This window comes from Achromobacter veterisilvae, assembly GCF_900496975.1.
GTDB lineage: Bacteria > Pseudomonadota > Gammaproteobacteria > Burkholderiales > Burkholderiaceae_B > Achromobacter > Achromobacter veterisilvae.
Genome location: NZ_UFQC01000039.1, coordinates 1 through 22,133 on the forward strand (window position 1 = coordinate 1; position 22,133 = coordinate 22,133).

The window sequence follows — 22,133 nt, forward strand, 5'->3', positions numbered from 1 at the left end:
CGGACGCGCGGGTCCCTCCCCGCCTGCTGCTGGCCGCCGCGCGCCAGACCGTGCTGTCGGGCAAGGCGCCGCGCCGCGCGCGCGGCCCCGGCGGCTGGGCCAACCTCTGGCCGCTGAAGGCCATCGTCGCCCGGCGCGCCCGCAAGCAGATCGCCGCCAAGGATCCGCAAGGCCACTATCCCGCCGCGCCCGCCATCGTGGATCTCTGGGAAAAGCACGGCGGCAACGCGCTGCAGGCGCCCGAACTGATCGACCGCATCATCGCGTCCGGCACCGCCCGCAACCTGCTGCGCGTGTTCCGCCTGCAGGAACGCCTGAAGGCCAACGGCAAGCAGGCCGGCATCGCGCCCGCGCGCCGCGCGCACGTGGTGGGCGCCGGCGTGATGGGCGGCGACATCGCGGCCTGGTGCGCGCTGAAGGGCATGACCGTCACCTTGCAGGACCAGGACATGGCCCGCATCGCGCCCGCCCTCAAGCGCGCGGCCGAATTGTTCTCGCGCCGCCTGAAAGACCCGCGCGAAGCGCGGGCCGCGTTCGACCGCCTGATTCCCGACCCGGCCGCCGACGGCGTGCCGCTGGCCGACGTCGTCATCGAAGCCATCAGCGAACAGCCCGAGGCCAAGCGCGCGCTGTACCGGTCGCTGGAACCGCGCATGAAGGCGGACGCCCTGCTCGCCACCAACACGTCCAGCCTGTCGCTCGAAACCCTGCGCGCCGGCCTGGCGCGTCCCGAGCGGCTGGTCGGCATCCACTTCTTCAACCCCGTGGCCAAGATGCCGCTGGTGGAAGTCGTGCACGCGGAGGGCGACACGGGCGAGGCGCGGGCCCGCGCCTGCGCCTTCGTCGGACAGATCGACAAGCTGGCGCTGCCCGTCAGGAGCGCCCCCGGCTTCCTGGTCAACGCCGTGCTGGCGCCGTACATGCTGGAAGCCATGCGCAGCGTGGACGAAGGCGTCTCCGCGCAGGCGGTGGACGCGGCCATGGTCGCCTTCGGCATGCCGATGGGGCCGCTGGAATTGGCCGACACCGTGGGCCTGGACATCGCGCGCGCCGCGGGCGAAGAACTGGCGGGCGGGGCCGCGCCGCCGCGCTGCCTGGCCGACCGGCTGGCGCGCGGCCAACTGGGCAAGAAAAGCGGCCAGGGCTTCTACACCTGGCGCGACGGCAAGCCGGTCAAGAGCGCCGACGCCCCGGCCGGCGCTCCGCCGGGACTGGCGCGGCGCCTGATCCAGCCCTTGATCGACGCCACGCGCGAGCGCGTGGCCGCGGGTATCGTCGCGGACGCCGACCTGGCCGACGCGGGCGTGATTTTCGGAACGGGGTTCGCGCCCTTCACGGGCGGCCCCCTGCATTACCAAAGCGGCGACAGACCGGATTCCTCCGGGATGGCAGAATCCGCGGCGCATTAAAGCGCATACATCCAACACGAGGAGGCAGTACCATGAGCAGACGTTCATTGTCCCTGAGCACCTTGTCGGCCTTCGTGGTCGGACTGGGAGCCGCCACGGCGGCCCACTCGGCCGGCTTTCAGCTCCTTGAGCAGAACGCCAGCGGGCTGGGCAACGCGTACGCGGGCTCGGCGGCAAATCCGGAAAACGCCAGCATCATTTACTACAATCCCGCCGGCATGACCTACCTTCCGGGCTTCAATGTGTCGGGCGGGGTCAACCTGATCAAGCCGTCCTTCAAGTTCAAGGACAACGGCGACAGCCGCAACCCCAGCGCCCCCGGCCTGCCGGGCTCGGGCCTGGGCGGCTCGGCGCCCACCGGCGGCAACGGCGGCGACGCCGGCAACCTGGGCGCGGTGCCCAATCTCTATGCCTCCTGGCAGTTGAACGAACAGTGGTATCTGGGCCTGGGCATCGGCGCGCCGTTCGGCCTGATGACCGAGTACGACGACGACTGGGTGGGCCAGTACCACTCCAACAAGTTCGACATCAAGACGATCAACATCAACCCGTCGGTCGCGTACAAGGTCAACGAGCAGTTCTCGATGGGCTTCGGCCTGAACTGGCAGCACATCGACGCCAACTACAAAAAGAAGGTCGTGCTCCCCGTTCCCGGCGTGCCGCTGGCCACGACCGGCGACGCCGACCTGAACCTTAAGGGCGACGCCTGGGGCTGGAACGTGGGCTTCATGCTTCAGCCCACCGAGGACACCCGCATCGGCCTGTCCTACCGTTCCAAGATCAAGCACACGGCGAAGGGCGACACCGACATCGACGACATCTATCCGCTCGGCAACTCGGTCTCGTTCGACTCCAAGGCCACCGTGACCCTGCCCGACACCCTGGTGCTGAGCGGAGCGCACCAGTTGAACGAACGCTGGGAACTGCTGGGCGACGTATCCTGGACGGGCTGGAGCAGCATTCCCAGCCTGAAGATCCGCAATTCGGGCGCCGGGGCGCGCGACGACGAACTGCCGCTGAACTTCCGCGACACCTGGCGCGTCGCCCTGGGCGCCAACTACAAGTTCGCGCCGGACTGGAAATGGAAGTTCGGCGTGGCCTTCGACCAGTCGCCCGTGCACAAGGAATCCGACCGGCCGACGTCGCTCCCCGACAACGACCGCTACTGGTTCTCGACCGGCGTGCAATGGCAGGCCACCAAGAACACGACGCTGGACGTGGGTTATACCTATCTGTACCTGCGCAAGACGGACATCGACACCACGTCCGGCAACCAGTTGACCAAGGGCCGCGTGGCGGGCACCTACGACAGCAATGCCCACATCCTGGGCGTGCAGTTGTCGGCCCGCTTCTAGCCCCGGGACGGCGGGTCCGCCCGCCCTCCGCTTTTTTCAGGAGACTTCCTTGAGCAAGTTCGTCGTCAAACACGTCGCCGTCCTGGGTGCCGGCGTCATGGGCGCGCAGATCGCCGCCCACCTGGCCAACGCCGGCGTGCCCGTCACGCTGTTCGACCTGGCCGCGCCCGAAGGCGACCGCAACGGCATCGTCAAGAAGGCGCTGGCCGGTCTGAGGAAACTGGAGCCAGCCCCGCTGGCGGGCGCCGCGCGCCTGGCGCTGATCGAGCCGGCGAACTACGACGATCACCTGGACCGGCTGCGCGGCTGCGACCTGGTCATCGAGGCCATCGCCGAACGCATGGACTGGAAAACGGCGCTGTACGAGCGCATCGCGCCGTACGTCGCGCCCGGTGCCATCGTCGCCTCCAATACCTCCGGCCTGTCGATCGACGCCCTGGCCCACGCCCTGCCCGCAAGCCTGCGCGACCGTTTCTGCGGCATCCACTTCTTCAACCCGCCCCGCTACATGCGGCTGGTCGAGATCATCGCCACGCCGCACACCCAGCCGACCGTGCTCGACCAACTGGAAACCTGGCTCACGTCGAAGCTGGGCAAGGGCGTGATCCGCGCGCTGGACACCCCCAATTTCGTGGCCAACCGCATCGGCGTGTTCTCCATCCTGGCCGCCATGCACCATACCGCGCGCCTGGGGCTGGGCTTCGACGAAGTGGACGCCCTGACCGGCCCGAAGATCGGCCGCCCCAAGAGCGCCACCTACCGCACCGCCGACGTGGTCGGCCTGGACACGCTGGCCCACGTCGTGGGCACCATGGAAAAGAACCTGCCGGACGATCCCTGGCACCGCTACTTCACGCTGCCCGATTGGCTCTCCGCCCTGATCGCCAAGGGCGCGCTGGGCCAGAAGAGCGGCGCGGGCGTCTACCGCAAGCAAGGCAAGGAGATCCAGGTCCTGGACCTGAAGGCGCGGGATTACGCGCCCAGCGCGGGCAAACTGGCCGACGAGGTCGCCGCCCTGCTCAAGGAGCGCGACCCCGCCCGCCGCTTCGCCGCGCTGCGCGCGAGCGCGCATCCCCAGGCCCAGTTCCTGTGGAGCCTGTTCCGCGACATCTTCCACTACAGCGCGGCCCAGCTCGAGCACGTGGCGGACAACGCCCGGGATCTGGACCTGGCCATGCGCTGGGGCTTCGGCTGGTCGCAAGGGCCGTTCGAAACCTGGCAGGCCGCCGGCTGGCAAGGCATCGCCGCCGCGGTAGCCGAGGACATCGCGGCCGGCCGTAGCATGAGCGACGCGCCGCTGCCGGCCTGGGCGCTGGAGCCCGGCCGCCAGGGCGTGCATGCGCCCGAAGGGTCGTACTCCGCCCGCACGGGCCGGTTGCATCCGCGTTCGGCCCTGCCGGTGTATCGGCGCCAGTTGTTCCCCGAACGCGTCTTCGGCGAAGCCGCCGACGACCGCGGCGTCACGGTCTGGGAAAACGAAGGCGTGCGCCTGTGGAACCTCCCGAAGGTGGACGCGGGCATCGCCATCCTCTCGGTCACCTCGAAGAACCACACGCTGGGCGCGGAGGTGCTGGAAGGCATCCTGCAATCGGTGGCGAAAGCCGAGCGCGAATTCGACGGGCTGGTGATCTGGCATGACGCGCCCTTCGCCGTCGGCGCCAACCTGCAGCAGGTCTCCGAAGCCTGCGCCGCCGGCCACTGGGAAATGCTGGAAGCCACGGTCGAGAAATTCCAGCGGGCGTCCCAGTCGTTCAAGTATGCCCAGATACCCGCCGTCGCCGCCGTGCAGGGCATGGCGCTGGGCGGAGGCTGCGAATTCCTGATGCACGCCTCGCACCGGGTGCTGGCGCTGGAAAGCTACATCGGCCTGGTCGAAGCCGGCGTCGGGCTGATCCCGGCGGGCGGCGGCAGCAAGGAATTCGCGGCCCGCGCGGCCGCGCTGGCGGCGCGCACGGCCACGCCGGGCGAAGTCTTCCCCTACCTGCAGCCGGTCTTCCAGAACATCGCCACGGCGCAGGTAGCCAAGAGCGCGCTGGAAGCCGTCGCGGCCGGCTTTGCGCGCGACCATGACGCCGTGGTGTTCCATCCCGCCGAACTGCTGTTCGTCGCCATCGGCCAGGCCCGCGCCGCGGCCGACGCCGGCTACACGCCGCCGCCGCGCCTGCGCGACGTTCCCGTGGCGGGCCGCAACGGCATCGCCAACTTCGAAATGGTGCTGGTCAACATGCGCGAGGGCGGCATGATCAGCGCCCACGACTACCTCGTGGCGCGCAGCGCGGCCGTCGCCCTGTGCGGCGGCGAGGTCGACACCGGTACGAAGGTGGACGAGGAATGGCTGCTGGCCGTGGAGCGCAAGGAATTCATGGCGCTGCTGCGCACGCCTGAAACCCAGGCGCGTATCCGCCACACGCTGGACACGGGCAAACCGTTGCGGAATTAGTCCCCCCCCCCCGCAGCGCCTGCGGCGCTTCCCCCCCGGGGGGGCGCCGGTGGCGGACCGGCGGAGCCGGATCCGCGCGGCCTGGCTCAGGGAAGCCGGCGTGCGCGGGGAGAATGGAGTTGATATGTCTCAGTGTGGATATATGAGGAAATGAATATGAGCACGCAGATTCAAGACGCCTACATCGTCGCCGCCACGCGCCTGCCGGTGGGCAAGCGCAACGGCGCCTACGCCACCGCCCGCCCCGACGACATGCTGGCCGCCGCGCTGAACGGCGCGCTGGCGCAGGTGCCCGGGCTGGACCATGCGCGCATCGAAGACGTGATCGCCGGCTGCGCCATGCCCGAAGCCGAACAAGGCATGAACGTGGCGCGCATCGGGCTGTTGCTTGCCGGCCTGCCGCAAAGCGTGGCCGGGGTCACCGTGAACCGCTTCTGCGCGTCGGGGCTGCAGGCCGTGGCCGACGCCGCCGCGCGCATCCGCATGGGCGAGGCCGACATCATGATCGGCGCCGGCACCGAATCCATGAGCGCCATGCCGCAGATCATGGGCAACAAGGTGTCGATGAACCCGGCCATCTTCGCGCATGAAGAGAACCTCGGCATGGCGTTCGGCATGGGCCTGACGGGCGAAAAGGTCGCCGAACGCTGGAAAGTCTCGCGCGAGGACCAGGACGCCTTCGCCCTGGCTTCGCACCAGAAGGCCTGCGCGGCCATCGCCGCCGGACACTTCCGCGCCGAAACCACGCCCTATGAAGTCGTGGCGCACCTGCCCGACGGCGCCAGCGGCGCGGTGCGCGTCGTGCGCCGCCTGGTGGAGGTTGACGAAGGCCCGCGTCCGGACAGCAGCGCCGAGGCGCTGGCCCGGCTGAAGCCGGTGTTCGCCGCGCGCGGCAGCGTCACGGCCGGCAACAGCTCGCAGATGTCGGACGGCGCCGCCGCCGTGGTCCTGGTGTCCGACCGCATCCTGCGCGAATTCAACCTGAGCCCGCTGGCGCGCTTCGCCGGCTTCGCCGTGGCCGGCGTGCCGCCCGAGGTCATGGGCATCGGCCCGGTCGCCGCGATCCCCAAGGTGCTGGCGCGCGCCGGCATCGGGCAGGACGACCTGGACTGGATCGAACTGAACGAAGCCTTCGCCGCCCAGTCCCTGGCGGTCATCCGCGAACTGAAGCTCGACCCGGCCAAGGTGAACCCGCTGGGCGGGGCCATCGCGCTGGGCCATCCGCTGGGCGCGACGGGCGCGATCCGCACGGCCACGATCACGCACGGCCTGCGCCGCATCCGCGGAAAGTACGGCCTGGTGACCATGTGCATCGGCACCGGCATGGGCGCCGCGGGCCTGTTCGAGGCGATGTAGGCACCGCGGCCGGCAGCATGAAACCCTATTGGTTCAAGAGCCTGTCGCCGCAGTGGCGCGCGCGCCTGATGCGGGTGGGATTCAACCTGCATCCGGCGTTCCGCGCCACCGGCGGCCGCGTCGTGCACGTGTCGCCGGATTTCCAGCACATCCGCATCAAGCTGCCGCTCCTGCGCCGCACCCGCAATATCGTCGGATCGATGTACGGCGGTTCGCTCTTCGCGGTCACCGACGGCGCCCACCCCACGATGCTGATGGCCGCGCTGGGCGCGGACCACGTCGTCTGGGACAAGGCGGCGTCCATCCGGTACCGCAAGCCCGCCTACGCCACCCTGTACGCGGATTTCCGCCTGCCGGCCGGTGAAATCGCGGAGATACGGCGGATCCTGGCCCGCGACCATGAAACCACCCGGCACTACACGGTGGAACTCAAGGACAGGGACGGCATCGTCTACGCCGTCGTGGAGCGCACGATCTACATCGCGGACAAGACGTTCTACAAGCAGAAGAACACAGGAGGAGACAAATGCCTTGCATCCCCGGAGGGCGATCCGCCGCCCTGAGCATCCTGCTGGCCGCCAGCCTGGCCGGCGGCCCCGCTCACGCTGCCGGCGTGGAGATCGCCGGCGTGAGCGTGCCGGCGGCCCTGTCGCCGGACGGCCGCGGCCTGGTGCTCAACGGCGCCGGCGTGCGCACGAAGTTCGTCGTCAAGGTCTACGTGGCGGCGCTGTACGCCGCCGAAAAGAGCGGCGACGCCGCCGCGTTGATAGACAGCGACCAGCCTCGCCGCATCCGCCTGCAACTGCTGCGCGACGTGGACGGCAAGAGCCTGGACGGCGCCCTGCAGGACGGTTTGCGCGACAATACGCCCGCGCAGGAACTCGCCGCCCTGAAAGCGCCGGCGGAGCGCCTGTCCGGCCTGATGGCGGAAATCGGCGCCGTCCGCGAAGGCGACGTGGTCGACCTGGACTTCGATGCCCGCGGCGTCTCGGTCGCCGCCAACGGCACGCCGCGCGGCCGCATCGACAGCCCCGCTTTCGCGAGCGCCCTGTTGCGCGTCTGGCTCGGCGACAAGCCGGCGCAGGCCTCACTGAAGAAAGCCCTGTTGGGGAACTAGCGACGATGGAACGAATCTGGCAGAAAAGCTATCCGCCCGGCGTGCCCGCGGAAATCGAGATGGACGGCACGACGACGCTGGTCTCGATCGTCCGCGAAAGCTGCCGCCGCTATGCGGACAAGACCGCGTACATCAGTATGGGGCGGCCGATGCGCTACGCGAAACTCGACCGGCTGACCCGCGACTTCGCGGCATGGCTGCACGCCAACGGCCTGCGCCGCGGCGACCGCGTCGCGCTCATGATGCCCAACCTGCTGCAATACCCCGTATGCCTGTTCGGCGCCCTGCGCGCCGGCTGCGTGGTCGTCAACTGCAACCCGCTCTACACCGCCCACGAACTCCAGCACCAGTTGGCCGACTCGGGCGCCCGCGCCATCGTGGTGGCCGACAACTTCGCCGCCACCCTGCAAAAGGCCCTGCCCGGCACCGCCATCGAGCGCGTGCTGGTGACTTCCATCGGGGAACTGCTGGGGCCGTTGAAGGGCCGCCTGGTGGACTTCGCGGTCCGCCGCGTCAAGCGCATGGTGCCCGCGTGGTCCCTGCCCGGTTCCACCCGGCTGGGCGATGCGCTGCGCGCGGGGCGCGGCGCCCCCTTCGCCGAAGCGGAACTGGACCAGCGCGACCTCGCCTGCCTGCAATACACGGGCGGCACCACCGGCGTGGCCAAGGCGGCCATGCTGACCCACGGCAACCTGGTGGCCAACGTCAGCCAGGCCTATGCCTGGGTCAGGCCGCTGGTGACCGAGGGCGAGGAATGCGTCGTGACGGCCTTGCCGCTTTATCACATCTTCGCGCTCACCGCGAACTGCCTGACCTTCATGAAGATGGGCGCGAGCAACCTGCTCATCGTCAACCCGCGGGATATCGCCGGGCTGGTCAGGGAAATGGGCAAGGTGCCGTTTTCCGCCTTCACCGGCGTCAACACGCTGTTTAACGCGCTGCTCAACCACCCGGATTTCGCGCGCCTGGATTTTTCGCGGCTGCGCCTCACGATGGGCGGCGGCATGGCGGTGCAGCGGTCGGTGGCCGACCGCTGGAAGGCCGTGACCGGCCGGTCGCTGGCGCAGGCCTATGGCCTGACCGAAACTTCGCCGGCGGTCACGATCAACCCGCTGGACGTGCAGGTCTTCACCGGGTCCATCGGCCTGCCCGTGCCGTCCACCGATCTTTCCATCCGCGACGACGACGGCCGGGAGCTGGGCATCGGCGAACGCGGCGAAATCTGCGTGCGCGGCCCCCAGGTCACGCAGGGCTACTGGATGCGCCCCGACGAAACCGCGCTGGTCCTGTACCCGGACGGCTTTCTGCGCACGGGCGACATCGGCTACGTGGACGAGAACGGCTACGTTTTCCTGGTCGACCGCAAGAAGGACATGATCCTCGTGTCGGGCTTCAACGTGTATCCCAACGAGGTCGAGGACGCGGCCGCGCTGCATCCCGGCGTGAAGGAAGTGGCCGCGGTGGGCGTCCCGGACGAACGCTCGGGCGAGGCCGTCAAGCTGTTCGTCATCCGCAAGGACCCCGCCCTGGACGCCGAGACCCTGATCGCGCATTGCCGCAAGCATCTGACCGGCTACAAGGTGCCGCGCTACGTCGAGTTCCGCGACGACCTGCCGCGCACCAACGTCGGCAAGATCCTGCGCCGCGAACTCAAGCCCGCCGCGCAGCAGACCGAACCGGCGGCATCCTCGGCCAAGCCCTGAGGACGCGGGCGCCGCGCTACCATTGGCCGAAGAACACGCCGGCCCGCTTGTGCGCGTTGGTCGCCTTTTCCACGGCTTCGTCGCTGATCGTCGTGCGGCGCTTGCCGCGCAGCATCCAGTCCAGCAGGCGCTGGCGCAGTTCCAGCCGCGTGCCGGCATGCGCGCTGCTGCGGCCGAGGTCCTGGTATTCGTCGGGATCGGCATGCAGGTCGAAGAGCTGCTCGGGCTCGTCCAGCCAGTACACGTAGCGCCATCGGTCCGTCCGGACCGACCAGGCGCGGGCGTTCTGCGGCGTCTTGCCGCGCAGGACGCGCGCCTGGCGGAAGCTGTAGTCCAGTTCCGAGAACACGCAGTCCCGCCACGGCGCGGCGCCGTCCCCGCCATGCAGCAGCGTCTGAAGCTCCCGGCCCTCCAGCCGGTGCCTGGGTCCGGGCGTTCCCAGCGCGCGCAGCACCGTGGGCACCAGGTCCACGCTTTCGACCATGTCGTCCAGCACCTGGCCGCGCGTGGCGTCGGCCTCGACCGACGGATCCATCACGATGAAGGGCACGCGCTGCACGGTGTCGTAGAACAGTTCTTTTTCGCCCAGCCAGTGGTCGCCCAGGAAGTCGCCGTGGTCCGCCGTGAACACGATGAGCGTGTTCTGCATCAGGCCGGCGCTTTCCATGTAGTCGAACAGCCGGCCCAGGTGGTCGTCCAGTTGCCGGATCAACCCCTGGTAGGCGGGCCGCACCACGCGCACGCACTCGTCGGTGGAGAAACTGACGCTTTCTTCCTGCTGCCGGTAGGCCGCCACGACCGGATGCGCGTCCGTCAGTTCTTCGCGGCTGCGCCGCACCGGCAGGCACTGGTCGGCCGTATAGCGCCGGTGGTAGGGCGCCGGCGCCATGTACGGCCAATGCGGCTTTACGTAGCTCAGGTGCAGCACCCAGGGCTGGCCGCCGCGCCGCTTCATGAAGTCCAGCGCCTGGTCCGTCATGTAGGCGGTCTCGGAGTGCGGCTCCGCCACGCGCGAGGGCAGGTGCACGTTGCGCATGTTCCAGCCGCTGACGACGCGGCCGTCCTCAGCCACCCCGGCGATGACGTAGTCGGTCCAGGGATCGGCGCTGTCGTAGCCGTGGCGGCGCAGGAAGGCCGGATACCCGCTTTCGTCGCCGGGCGTGTGGTGGCCGTCGTAGCGGTCCAGTTCGGTGAAGCCGCCGCGGGCGAGCAGGACGCCCAGCTCGGAGGCCCCGTCGATGGCCAGCCGCTCCATGCCGGCCTTGTCCGGAATGATGTGCGTCTTGCCGGCCAGCGCCAGGTCGCGCCCCTGCCCCGCCAGGTATTCGCCCAGCGTGATTTCGTTCACGGACAGGGGTACCCGGTTCCAGGTCGCGCCGTGGCGCGACGGATAACGGCCCGTGTAGTAGCTCATGCGCGAAGGGCCGCAGACGCCCGAATTCACGAAGGCGCGCTCGAAGCGCGTGCCGCGCGCCGCCAGCGCGTCCAGGCTGGGCGTCCGCAGATACGGATGGCCGTAGCAACTCAGGTGGTCGGCCCGCAGTTGGTCCGCCATGATGAACAACACATTCTGCACCGTGCTCATCGCCGCTCCTATTGCTCCGCCTTGAAGCCGGAGGCGCGCACCACGGGTTCCCATTGCTCGCGGTAGGCCGCCAGCGCATCGGCGGTGCCGCGCGCGTCCAGGGACACCGGCTCCAGGTAGGCGGCGCGCACGGCTTCCTGCATGGCGGGCTCGCCCAGGATGGCCGCGATGTCCGCGCCCAGGCGTCCAATCTTGGCCTGCGGCATCGCCGCCGGCGCAAAGAATGCGTTCCAGCCGTCGGCCGCGAGATTCACGCCCCCTTCGCGGAACGTCGGCACGTCCTTCAGTTCGGCGTCGCGCGCGTCGCCCGAGACGGCCAGGATCCGGATCTTGCCGGCGCGGTGCTGCGGCAGCAGGGTATCCAGCGTGTCGATGCCCTGCGGCAGGATGCCGCCTATCAGTTCGGAGATCAGCGGCGCCGAGCCGCGGTAGCCGACCACTTCCGGCTCCTGGCCGATCTCGCGGCCCAGCATCAGCGCGAAGAAATGCGGCAGGCTGCCCGTGGCCGGCACGCCCACGGTGAATTGCCCGGGGTGCGCCCGCAGCCACTGCCGCATGCCGGCCAGGTCCTGGATCGGCGAACCGGCGGAGACGGCCAGCGCGAACTTGTAGCGGCTGACCAGCGATACCGGCTTGAAGTCGCGCTGGGCATCGTAGCCGGGCTGGGCATAGACCAGCGGCGCCACCACCATGACCGCCGGGTTCGCCAGCATCAGCACGTTCTGGCCGGGCGCGGCCGCATGCAGGCCCTGTGCCGCGATCCGGCCGCCCGCGCCCGTCTTGTTCTCGACCACGACGGGCACGCCGACCCGTTCCTTCAGGCGGTCGGCGACCAGCCGCGCAATGCGGTCGGAACTGCCGCCCGGCGGATATCCCACCACGATCGTCAGCGCCCCGTCCAGCGGGGCCTGCTCCGCACAGGCCAGCGGCACGGTGCCCGCCAGCGTTGCCGCGACCGCGGCGCCTGCCATCCATTTACGCATCGTCTTCTCCTGGAGACAGCGGCCCGCTGTCGATTGTGCTTGTCACTGCCCGGCCGGTTCCCAAATAGGAAAATTGAATTTAGCAACGGGAGCATTTGTTGATCTAATCCAGGACTTCCCATAACGATATGCGGCGCGTCAAAGAGGAGCAGCCATGCCGACCGTCCCCCCGTCCGGCCAACGCCACCTTGAGGACATGTTGATGTACCGGCTGTACCAGGCCTGGGCGCAATCCAATCCGGTCTTCCTGCGCCTGTGCGAAGGGCGGTTCGGCATCACGCGCCGCGAATGGCGCATCCTGGCCTGCGCCGTCGAAGGCGGCATCATGAGTTCGGCCGAACTGGCCGCCGCCGCCAAGCTCGACCTGGCGCGCACGTCGCGCACCCTGGGCGCGCTATGCGAAAAAGGCTGGCTGCGCCGCCTGCACGACAGCGCCGACCGCCGCGTGGTGCGCGTGGAGGCGACGGCCGAGGGCCTCGCCCGCTACGAGGCCCTGCTGCCCGAAGTCTCGCGGCTGAACGACCTGCTGGTGCAGGACCTGAGCGACGCCGAGGTCGCCCTGCTGCGCGGCTTCCTCGGCCGCATCGAACAGCGCGGACGCCGCATGGCGGAAGACAACATCGTCGCGGAAAAAGCCAGCCGCCGCGAAGGCGGCACGCGCCGGGCCCGATACGCCTGAGGCGGGGCTGTCGCGCCGCGCCAACAAACGGCGGCCGATATCGCTGCCATGCGAACGATCCGCAAACCGCTGATAGCACGGCGCTTTTTCCGTATTGCCCTGCGAACCGCCCCCGCGCCGCAGGGCTTTCTTACATCTGGGATCGGCCCGTTTCCTGACATGCGCCTGGCATTCAATTAATAATAATTATCGCTTCTATTTGTATGTTCAATCGGCTGCCATCCACCCGCGGCCGCTGGGGAGATCTCTTGAACCACCATCCTTACCCGGCCGCCCGGCGCGCGCGGCCGCAGGCCCTGTTGCCCATCGCCGCCGCACTGGCCGCCTGCCTGGGCGCGCCGGCGCGGGCCCAGCCCGCCCAGCCCACCACCGTCCTGCCCGCCGTGCAGGTCACCGGCACGGGCGAAACCGCCACCGGCCCGGTCGAGGGATACGTGGCCACGCGCAGTTCCGCCGGCACCAAGACCGACACGCCGCTGTCGGAAACGCCCCAGGCCATCACCGTGATCCCGCGCGACCAGATCGTGGACCAGGGCGCGCAGAACATCCAGGACACCATGAACTATGCCGCCGGGGTGCGGCCGAACGCCTACGGCGTAGACAACCGCGCCGACTACGTGCGCATCCGCGGGGTCGAGCCGGTCCAGTACCTGGACGGCCTGCGCCAGTATTTCAGCTTCAACAATCCGCGCACCGAGGTGTACGCGATGGAACGCGTGGAAGTGCTGCGCGGCCCCTCGTCCATGCTGTACGGACAGGGCAGCACCGGCGGCATCGTCAACCTGGTCAGCAAGCGCCCCCAGGCGGAAACGCAGCGCGAGATCGGCGTAATGCTGGGCAACCACAACCGCCGCGAGATCCAGGCCGACCTGACGGGCCCGGCCAGCGAAGACGGCCAGTGGCTGTACCGCGTCGTCGCCGTGGGCCGCGACAGCGACACCCAGGTCCAGCACGCGCCGGACGACCGCCTGATGCTGGCGCCGTCGCTGACGTGGCGCCCCAGCGCCGCCACCTCGCTGACGTTCCAGGCCACCTGGCAGAAAGACCGCGCGGGCACGACGCAATCGTTCCTTCCGTGGAGCGGTTCGGTGCAGGAGAATCCCAACGGCCGCATCCCGACGCGGCGCTTCGCGAGCGAGCCCGGCTTCGACGCCTACGACACCGAGCAATTCAGCGTGGGCTGGCTGTTCGAACACCAGTTCAACGACACCTGGAAAGTCCGCCAGAACTTCCGCAACACGGTCAGCAGCGTCGACTACAAGACGCTCTATCCCAACGTGTACGGCGACCGCCGCGGCGATTCGTACATCGATCCGGAACAACAGACCGTCGACCGCATCTTCTACGTCAACAAGCCGCGCATGCGCACCCTGCTGGCCGACCAGAACCTGGAAGGCAAGCTGAACTGGGGCCGCGCCGAACACACGGTGATCTTCGGCATGGACTATTCGCGCTACCGCGAAACCGGCAAGACGGCCAGCGGCCTGGGTTCGCCGCTGAACCTGTTCCATCCGGAATACGGCAACGTGCCCGAGTACGAACTGTCGGACACGCCCAAGCTGAACCAGCAGCAACTGGGCTTCTACGCGCAGGACCAGATCAAGTTCGACAAGAACTGGATCTTCCTGGCGGGCATCCGCCGCGACCGCGCGGACAGCACCTCCGAGGGCCAGGACCGGGAAACCGACCTGGCCACCACCAAGCGCTTCGGCCTGATGTACGCCGCCGACAACGGCTGGTCGCCCTACCTGAGCTACAGCGAATCGTTCACGCCGATCGCGGGCGCCGACTTCTACAACCAGCGCTGGAAGCCGATGCGCGGCAAGCAGGTGGAGGCCGGCATCAAGTACCTGCCGAAGGATGCCGACATCGAGTTCACCGCGGCCGCCTACGACCTGCGCGAGAAGAACCGCCAGACCAACGATCCCGACAACCCCAACAACCAACTGCAGGCCGGCAAGACGCGCACGCGCGGCGTGGAACTGGAACTGCGCGGCCGCGTCACCAGGGAACTGGACGTGATCGCCAACTACATCTACACCGACCTGGACCCGCAACTGGAGGCCCAGCCCAAACATATGGCGTCCATGTGGGGCAAGTACCGCTTCGCGCTGGCCGGCCAGCCCGGCTTCGCGGTGGGCGCCGGCGTGCGCTACCTGTCGGCGTTCCGCGATGGCGGCGCGCCCGAAACGCCCGCCGTCACGCTGTTCGACGCCATGCTCAGCTACGACAACGGCCCGTGGCGCTACGCCCTCAACGTGAACAACATCGCGGACCGCACGTACGAGGTGGTCTGCCTGGACCGCGGCGACTGCTTCTACGGCGCCCGCCGCACGGTCATGCTCAGCGGCGCCTACCGCTTCTAGCGCCGGCCCGCCCGCTCCGGGACGGGAAAACCTGTACGTACATGCTGTACGTACAGGTGTACACTACGGTTTTTCAACCGCCCGACAGACGCGCGCATGAACGTCTGCAACCACAAAAACCGTCCTGGAGACTCCGACTGTGTCGAACGAAACTTCCCGCTCGCCCCTTTTTGGCATGATGCAGAAAATCCCCGGTGGATTGATGCTGGTGCCGCTGATCCTGGGTTCCCTGATCGGCACCTTCGCCCCTGACGCGCTGACCATCGGCGGTTTCACCACCGCCCTGTTCAAGAACAGCGCCATGCCGCTGATCGCGCTGCTGATCTTCGCGACCGGCACGCAGGTCAACACCCGCACCGGCGGCCCCATCCTGGCCACCGCCGGCACCATCCTGCTGATGAAAACCATCGTGCCCGCCACCCTCATCATCATCCTGGGCAGCTACGTGGGCCTGGACGGTGTGTTCGGCATCTCGATCCTGGCGATGCTCGCGGCCTTCGACAACAGCAACGGCGGCCTGTGGCTGGCCTACACCGGCCAATACGGCGACGCCCGCGACCGCGGCGCCTACGTGGCCAGCGCGATCAACGACGGCCCCTTCTTCAGCCTGCTGTTCCTGGGCGCGTCCGGCATGGCCGACATTCCGATGATCGCCCTGGTGGCGGCGCTGGTGCCGTTCCTGCTGGGCGTGCTCGTCGGCAACCTGGATCCCAAGTGGCGCGACGTGCTCAAGCCCGTGCCCAACATCGTCATCCCGTTCTTCGCCTTCGCGCTGGGCACCGGCATCAACCTGGGCGCGGTCATCAGCGGCGGCTTCAGCGGCCTGCTCCTGGGCCTGGTCATCAGCCCCATCACGGGCGGCCTGGTCTACCTGGGCTATCGCCTGATCCTGCGTCGCGGCGGCAAGAGCGGCCTGGGCTTCGCGGCCGGCACCACCGCCGGCAACGCCATCGCCACGCCCGCCGTAGTCGCGGCCGCCGACCCCAACTTCCAGCAGTACGTGTCGGCCGCCACCGCGCAGGTCGCCGCCTGCGTGCTGATCAGTTCCATCCTGGCGCCGGTGCTGGCCTCGTACTTCCTCAAGCGGGCGGGTGAACTCAAGTCCGAGGACGCGGACGCGCCGGAGGGCCTGCCCGCCGGCCTGCGCGAAGCGCGCGGGGAGGCGCTTTGAATCCTACGATCGCCATCGTCGCCGACGACCTGACCGGGTCGGGCGACACCGCGGTGCAGTTCGTCCGCGCCGGCTGGAGCACGCACCTGTCCATCGGCGGCGCCGACGAAGCGCTGTCGGGACCGGCCACGGCCGGCGTCGAAGTGCTGGCGGTAACGACCAATAGCCGCGCCCTGTCCGCCGCCGACGCGGCCCAGGCCGTGCGGCGGAACGTGCAGCGGCTGCGCGCGGCCGGCGTGTCGCGCCTGTACAAGAAGGTGGATTCCACCTTGCGCGGCGCGTTCAAGGCCGAGATCGACGCGGCGCGCGAGGCCTGGGGCCCGGACACGGTGGCGGTGATCTGCCCCGCGTTCCCGGCCACCGGCCGCACCGTCGAGCAAGGCATTCTCTATGTGAACGGCAAGCCGGTCACCGAAACCTCGGCCGCCACCGACCCGGTCACGCCGGTGACCGAAAGCCATATTCCCACCCTGCTGGGCTGCGCCCATGTGGCGGCGCAGGACGGCGACACGCCGCAAGCGCTGGCGGCGCGCATCCGGCAGGCCGGCAATACGGTGGTGGTCGACGCGGCCACCGACGCCGACCTGGAACGGCTGGCGCGCGCCATCGGCCTGCTGGGCGAAAGCGCCCTGCCCGTGGGCGCGGGCGGCCTGGCCGTGCCGCTGGCCCGGGTCTGGGCCGGCGCCGACCAGACGGCGCCCGTCGTGGTCGTCGTGACCTCCCAGCACAGCGCGGCGCGCGCGCAAGCCGCCGCCCTGCGGGCCGCGGGCGCCGACACCTGGACGCCGTCGCTGGCCCAGTTGGCCGACGACGCGGCATGGCAGGCCTGGAGCCGCCCCCTGCTGCAAGCGCACGCGCAAGCCCCGCGGGAAGCCGGCACCGTGCTGCTGCTGGCTCCTGAAGGACAACTGGACGGCCTGGACTCCGAGACGGTCGCCGAACGCCTGGGCAGCCTGGCCGCGCAGCTCATCGCCGCCTCGCAGGCGGCCGGCGTCGTGGCCACCGGCGGCGACGGCGCGCGCAGCGTTCTGGTCGCGCTCGGCGCCCGCGGCATCGCGCTGGTGGACGAAGTCATGGGCGGCGTGCCCCTGGGCACGCTGACCGGGGGCGCGGCCGCCGGCCTGCCCGTGGTGACCAAGGCCGGCGGCTTTGGCACCGAAGACGTACTGGTTCGCGCGGTCCGCGCGATCCGCGACAGGAGATTCAAGCGATGACACAACCCCAACCCAACAAGCTGCCCTTGCTGGCCGTGACCCTGGGCGACGTGGCGGGCATCGGGCCGGAGATCACGGCCAAGATGCTGATGGGCCATGACGACCTGCGCCAGAAGGCCCGCCTGCTGGTGGTCGGCGACGTGGACGTGATGGCCAATGCCGTGCGCGGCCTGGGCGGCGACCCCGCCATCGTCCGCAAGCTGGACCGGGCGGCCGACTGCGCCAACACGCCCGGCACGATCGAAGTGCTGCAGGCCGGCCCGTCGCTGGCCCACGTCAAGCAGGGCGAAATCAGCGCGGACGCGGGCGACGGATCGGTGCGCTTCGTCACCACGGCCTGCGCCCTGGCGCGCGCCGGCGAAGTCGACGGCATCGTGACCGCCCCGCTGAACAAGGCCGCCATGCACGCCGCCGGCCACAAGTGGCCCGGCCACACCGAACTGCTGGCCCACGAGTTCGGGGTCAAGACCTTCTCGCTGGTGCTGTCGGCCGGCGACCTCTACATCTTCCACGCCACCACCCACGTGTCGCTGCGCCAGGCCATCGAAGACCTGACCCCGGCGCGCATGCGCGCGGTGCTGCGCCTTGCCGGTTCGTTCGCCAAGGCGCTGGGCCGCGGCGACCAGCCGGTGGCCGTGTCGGGGCTGAACCCGCACGCGGGCGAAAACGGCATTTTCGGCAGCGAAGACGCCGACATCCTGGCGCCCGCGGTGGCCGAAGCCAATGCCGCGGGCATCCTGGCGGCCGGCCCGATCCCGGCGGACGCGCTGTTCCCGCAGGCCGTGCGCGGCAAATGGCAGTTCGTGATCGCCTGTTACCACGACCAGGGCCACGCGCCCTTCAAGGCGGTCTACGGCGACGACGGCGTGAACATCACCGTCGGCCTGCCGGTCGTGCGCGTGTCCGTGGACCACGGCACCGCCTTCGACATCGCCGGAAAGGGAATCGCCCGCGAAGACAGCCTGGTCCTGGCCGCCGAGCGCGCCGCCCACCTGGCCCCGGGCTGGACGCATGTATGGGAAACTGCGCGGGCACAAACCGGAGGTTGATTCCCATGGCGCCCGCCACGCACGACGCATTGCCCGTTCTTGACCGCTCCGGCGATACGCCGCTGCACGCCCAGGTGGCGGCCCTGCTGCGCGGATACATCCGCGGCAACAAGCTCGCGGCCGGCGCCGCGCTGCCCAGCGAGGCCGCCCTGTGCGAACGCTTCGGCGTGGCGCGCAGCGTCGTGCGCCAGGCGCTCGCGGCCCTGGCCGCCGAAGGTCTGATCCATCGCGAAAGCGGACGCCCCGCCACCGTCGCGGCGCCGCAGGAACATCGCCGGCTGGTGCAGCGCTCCACCGGCCTGTACGAGCAATTCGCCCAATCGGGCGTGGCCCTGCAAACGCGCGTGCTGACCTTCGCCCGCGCCGAGCCGCCGGCCGAAGTCGCCGAGTTCTTCGGCACCGGCCGCCTCTTGATGCTGGAACGCCTGCGCCATGTGGCCGAAGCGCCGCTGGCCTATGTGCGCACCTGGCTCCCCGCCGACGCCGTCCCCGGACTGCGTGCCGAAGATCTGGCCGACGCCTCCCTGCACGGCGTGCTCACGCGCCGTTTCGGCCTGCGCCCCGGCGCGGGGCGCAACCAGATCCGGGCGGTCGCCGCCGATGCCGCGCTGGCCGGCCTGCTGGACACGCCGGCAGGCACGCCCCTGCTGATGCTGCAGGGCCGCGGCATGGACCAGCACGGCCAGCCGCTGGAATGGTTCACCACCTGGCACCGCGCGGAGCAATTGGTGTTCGACGTGGACGTGAGCGTGGGCCACGAAAGCGTGCAGCCCCGCTTGCAGACCGCGCCGCCCGCGGCAAGCGCCGCGTCCGAAGCCGCCGGGAACGATCCGCTCGCGCGCGCCCAGGCACTGGTGTCCGAACTGTCCGCCGAACTGGCCAGGCTGCGCGGCCAGCGCTGAAACGCGCCGCCCGCGAGGCCCCTCCCCGCTATCCCAGCAGGTTGTCCCGCACGTGCAGCAGATGCCGCCGCACGGCTTCCATCGCCCGTTCGCTATCGCGCTCGTGCAGCGCGTCGACAATCTCGCGATGCTCGGCCTGATATGCCTGGCGCCTTTCCGGCGTCAGGCTTTTCCGCTTGAGCACGCCCCAACTGGCCTGCGATCGGGCCGCCGTCATCAAGGCGAACACTTTTTCGATAAAGAGATTGTGGGTGGCCGTGGCCATCAGCTCGTGCAGCTTGGCATCCCAGACTTCAAACGCTTCAAAGCTGGTCGCGGCCTCGGCTTCCCGGCAAGCATTCTGCATGGCGGCGAAGTCGGCGGGCGTGCCGTGCCGCACCACCAGCGCGGCGATGGCCGGCTCCAGCACCAGCCGCGCCGCCATCAGTTCGGCCGGACTGGTCGATAGCACTTCGCTACGCAATACGGCCTCGGCCTGCGCCAGCGCCGAGGGCGGATTGGCATAGGTCCCGCTCCCCACCCGCTGCGAGATCAGCCCTTCATCCTTCAATTCGGACAAGGTCCGGCGCACCGTGGACCGGCTGATGCCGAACTGCTCGCTCAGGGCGCGCTCCGTGGGCAGGCGGTGCCCGGCCGGCCAGGCGCCGGACTGCAGGTTCTCGATGATGACCGCCCGCAAGGCGGAAGCTTTGTTCATGGGCTTTCCTGGAATGATCGGCGCCAATGATACCAAACCAGTCCAATTTGAGACGATATGTCGAATTTTTCGCCGAATCGGTTTATTTTGGTATATTCACAACCGAAATTGGGTCTGAAAATACCTTAATTGGTATTTTTTGGTATTAAATCAAAGGCGGCTAGCGCCGCCCTGGGAGCAGAAATGAAGATTGCAGTATTCCGAGTCGATGGCGAACGCCGGGTGGGCGTCGTTTCCGATGACGGCGCCACTGTCACCGCGCTGGACTTCCCGCGGGATCTCGCGGACTGCGGCGCATTGGCCGCGATCCAATTGCTGGCCGAAGGCCGGTCCTTGCCGGCCACGACCGGCCCGTCCTACCGCTGGGACCAGGTCGAGCACGAAGCCCCCTTGCCCGCGCAGCGGCGCAACCTGTTTTGCGTCGGCCGCAACTATCACGCGCACGCCAAGGAATTGCGCGACTCGGTATTCAAGGACAACGACGCCAATCCCGAGTCCTGGCCCATCGTGTTCACCAAGGTCCCCGAAACGGTAGTCGGCCCTTGGGCCGACGTCCGGCTGCCCACGGGCATTTCGGACAAAATCGACTACGAGGCCGAGCTGGCGGTGGTGATCGGCAAAGGCGGCCGCAATATCTCGCGCGCGGAGGCCATGAGCCATGTGGTCGGCTACACGGTGGTCAATGACGTCACGGCGCGCGACGTGCAGATGCGCCACCAGCAGTGGGACCTCGGCAAATCGTTCGACACGTTCTGCCCCATGGGCCCGTGGCTGGTGACGGCCGATGAACTGGACGGCCGGAAAACCCGCGTGCGCTGCTGGGTGAACGGCGAACTGCGCCAGGACGGCAACACCGAAGACCTCATCTTCGACATTCCCACCTTGATCGAAACCTGCTCGCGCGGCATCACGCTGTATCCGGGCGACGTCATCGCAACCGGCACGCCGGCCGGCGTGGGCCAGGGCCTGACCCCGCCGCAGTTCCTCAAGCACGGCGATGTGGTGCGGGTGGAGATCGACGGCATCGGCAGGATCGAGAACCGCTTCGTCTAAGACAAAGCGCCGGCATGGACACGGCGCGACGACGCGGCACCTAACGACACAAGGAGTGAGACATGAACCTGCGTTGCAAGCAGGCGGCCGCGGCTGCCCTGCTATCGTTTGGCGCGGCCGGCGCGATGGCCGCCGGCTATCCCGACCATCCCGTGACCATGATCGTGCCGTTCCCGCCCGGCGGCGTCGCCGACACGATTGCGCGGCCGCTGGCCCAGGCCATGGGCGACAAGATGGGCCAGCCCATCGTCATCGAAAACAAGGGCGGCGCGGGCGGCGCCATCGGCATCGGCCAGGCGGGACGCGCCAAGCCTGACGGCTACACGATCCTGATGAGCCTGTCGTCCATCTCCATCCTGCCCGCGGCGGACCGCCTGCTGGAACGCAAGCCCGCCTACCAGTTGGATCAGTTCGTGCCGATCGCGCGGATCACGGCCGATCCGACGGTGCTGGTGGTGCGCGCCGATGCCCCGTACAAGACGCTGCGGGAGTTCATCGACGCCGCCAAGAACCAGTCCGGCAAGTTCAGCTACGGCAGCTCGGGCATCTACGGCACCATGCACGTTCCGATGGAAATGCTGCAGAACTCGGCCGGAATCAAGATGATGCATGTGCCCTTCACCGGCGCCGGCCCGGCGGTGCAGGCGCTGGTCGGCGGACAGGTCGACGCGCTGGCCACCGGTCCGTCCAGCGTCATGCAACTGATCCAGGCCGGGCGCGTCAGGCCGCTGGCGCATTGGGGTGACGGCAGGCTCGACAGCCTGCCGCAAGTGCCGTCCTTCAAATCGCAAGGCTACGACATCAGCTTCGTGCAATGGTCCGGCGTATTCGCCCGCACCGGCACGCCGCCTGAGGTCGTCGACCGGCTGCGCAAGACCGTCAAGGAAATCCTTGACGATCCCGGCGTGCAATCCCGGATCGCCGGCACCGGCAGCCCCGTGCAATACCTGGATGCGCCGGCCTTCGATGAATACTGGAAGAAGGATTCCGTATCGCTGGAGCAGGCGGTGCAGAAAATAGGTAAGGTCGAGTAAACGGCGGAGCCCGCGGGCCC

At 69.0% G+C, this 22,133-nt stretch carries 18 protein-coding genes; 15 read left to right on the forward strand and 3 right to left on the reverse strand.

The genetic code is table 11. The annotated features are described in order from the left end of the window. The 7 genes from AVE30378_RS26245 to AVE30378_RS26275 form a co-directional block, all read left to right on the forward strand. A partial coding sequence (locus AVE30378_RS26245) for a 3-hydroxyacyl-CoA dehydrogenase family protein (RefSeq protein ID WP_165360309.1) occupies positions 1-1,409 on the forward strand: 1,409 nt, incomplete at its 5' end. A 32-nt stretch (positions 1,410-1,441) separates the two neighbouring features. Then, the gene (locus tag AVE30378_RS26250; protein WP_129245143.1) at positions 1,442-2,764 is read left to right on the forward strand and encodes an OmpP1/FadL family transporter; all 1,323 of its coding nucleotides are present in this window, start codon (positions 1,442-1,444) and stop codon (positions 2,762-2,764) included. Positions 2,765-2,813: 49 nt separating this feature from the next. Continuing rightward, complete coding sequence (locus tag AVE30378_RS26255) at positions 2,814-5,204, forward strand: 3-hydroxyacyl-CoA dehydrogenase/enoyl-CoA hydratase family protein (protein WP_129245145.1); 2,391 nt, start codon at positions 2,814-2,816, stop codon at positions 5,202-5,204. A gap of 156 nt (positions 5,205-5,360) precedes the next feature. Next, complete coding sequence (locus AVE30378_RS26260; protein ID WP_129245147.1) at positions 5,361-6,560, forward strand: acetyl-CoA C-acyltransferase; 1,200 nt, start codon at positions 5,361-5,363, stop codon at positions 6,558-6,560. Positions 6,561-6,577: 17 nt separating this feature from the next. After that, positions 6,578-7,123, forward strand: coding sequence for a DUF4442 domain-containing protein (locus AVE30378_RS26265; RefSeq protein ID WP_129245149.1), 546 nt, complete (start codon positions 6,578-6,580; stop codon positions 7,121-7,123). After that, entirely contained in the window at positions 7,087-7,677 is a 591-nt protein-coding gene (locus AVE30378_RS26270) for a chalcone isomerase family protein (RefSeq protein WP_129245151.1), read from the forward strand. The genes AVE30378_RS26265 and AVE30378_RS26270 overlap by 37 nt, the downstream gene beginning before the upstream one ends. A 5-nt stretch (positions 7,678-7,682) precedes the next feature. Further along, positions 7,683-9,380 carry an AMP-binding protein gene (locus AVE30378_RS26275; RefSeq protein ID WP_129245153.1) on the forward strand — a complete coding sequence of 566 codons (1,698 nt, stop codon included), beginning with the start codon at positions 7,683-7,685 and terminating at the stop codon, positions 9,378-9,380. A 16-nt stretch (positions 9,381-9,396) separates the two neighbouring features. On the opposite strand, the gene AVE30378_RS26280 is transcribed toward AVE30378_RS26275, so the two are convergent. Then, positions 9,397-10,965 (reverse strand): sulfatase-like hydrolase/transferase, encoded by a 1,569-nt coding sequence (locus AVE30378_RS26280; RefSeq protein WP_129245155.1) that lies wholly within the window; start codon positions 10,963-10,965, stop codon positions 9,397-9,399. An 8-nt stretch (positions 10,966-10,973) separates the two neighbouring features. After that, positions 10,974-11,948, reverse strand: coding sequence for a Bug family tripartite tricarboxylate transporter substrate binding protein (locus AVE30378_RS26285; protein ID WP_129245157.1), 975 nt, complete (start codon positions 11,946-11,948; stop codon positions 10,974-10,976). A gap of 154 nt (positions 11,949-12,102) precedes the next feature. Between AVE30378_RS26285 and AVE30378_RS26290 the strand changes: the two genes are divergently transcribed. From AVE30378_RS26290 to AVE30378_RS26315, 6 genes are all read left to right on the forward strand, one after another. Continuing rightward, entirely contained in the window at positions 12,103-12,627 is a 525-nt protein-coding gene (locus AVE30378_RS26290; protein ID WP_129245159.1) for a MarR family winged helix-turn-helix transcriptional regulator, read from the forward strand. 248 nt (positions 12,628-12,875) lie between these two features. Then, on the forward strand, positions 12,876-14,993 hold the full coding sequence (locus AVE30378_RS26295) for a TonB-dependent siderophore receptor (RefSeq protein ID WP_244235149.1): 2,118 nt from the start codon (positions 12,876-12,878) through the stop codon (positions 14,991-14,993). Positions 14,994-15,132: 139 nt separating this feature from the next. After that, complete coding sequence (locus tag AVE30378_RS26300; protein ID WP_422393622.1) at positions 15,133-16,164, forward strand: 2-keto-3-deoxygluconate permease; 1,032 nt, start codon at positions 15,133-15,135, stop codon at positions 16,162-16,164. Further along, on the forward strand, positions 16,161-17,378 hold the full coding sequence (gene dtnK, locus AVE30378_RS26305) for a D-threonate kinase (protein WP_129245161.1): 1,218 nt from the start codon (positions 16,161-16,163) through the stop codon (positions 17,376-17,378). Before AVE30378_RS26300 ends, dtnK begins: the two co-directional genes overlap by 4 nt. Then, positions 17,375-18,427: a 4-hydroxythreonine-4-phosphate dehydrogenase PdxA gene (pdxA, locus tag AVE30378_RS26310; protein ID WP_129245163.1), complete on the forward strand. Its 1,053-nt coding sequence runs from the start codon at positions 17,375-17,377 to the stop codon at positions 18,425-18,427. Before dtnK ends, pdxA begins: the two co-directional genes overlap by 4 nt. Positions 18,428-18,432: 5 nt before the next feature. After that, positions 18,433-19,329 (forward strand): GntR family transcriptional regulator, encoded by an 897-nt coding sequence (locus AVE30378_RS26315; protein ID WP_129245165.1) that lies wholly within the window; start codon positions 18,433-18,435, stop codon positions 19,327-19,329. Between the two features lie 28 nt (positions 19,330-19,357). Here the strand turns inward: AVE30378_RS26315 and AVE30378_RS26320 are convergent, their stop codons facing one another. After that, entirely contained in the window at positions 19,358-20,026 is a 669-nt protein-coding gene (locus tag AVE30378_RS26320) for a FadR/GntR family transcriptional regulator (protein WP_129245167.1), read from the reverse strand. 183 nt (positions 20,027-20,209) lie between these two features. Between AVE30378_RS26320 and AVE30378_RS26325 the strand changes: the two genes are divergently transcribed. After that, positions 20,210-21,079: a fumarylacetoacetate hydrolase family protein gene (locus tag AVE30378_RS26325; RefSeq protein ID WP_129245169.1), complete on the forward strand. Its 870-nt coding sequence runs from the start codon at positions 20,210-20,212 to the stop codon at positions 21,077-21,079. Between the two features lie 62 nt (positions 21,080-21,141). Continuing rightward, positions 21,142-22,113 (forward strand): Bug family tripartite tricarboxylate transporter substrate binding protein, encoded by a 972-nt coding sequence (locus AVE30378_RS26330; protein WP_129245171.1) that lies wholly within the window; start codon positions 21,142-21,144, stop codon positions 22,111-22,113. Positions 22,114-22,133: the final 20 nt, after the last annotated feature.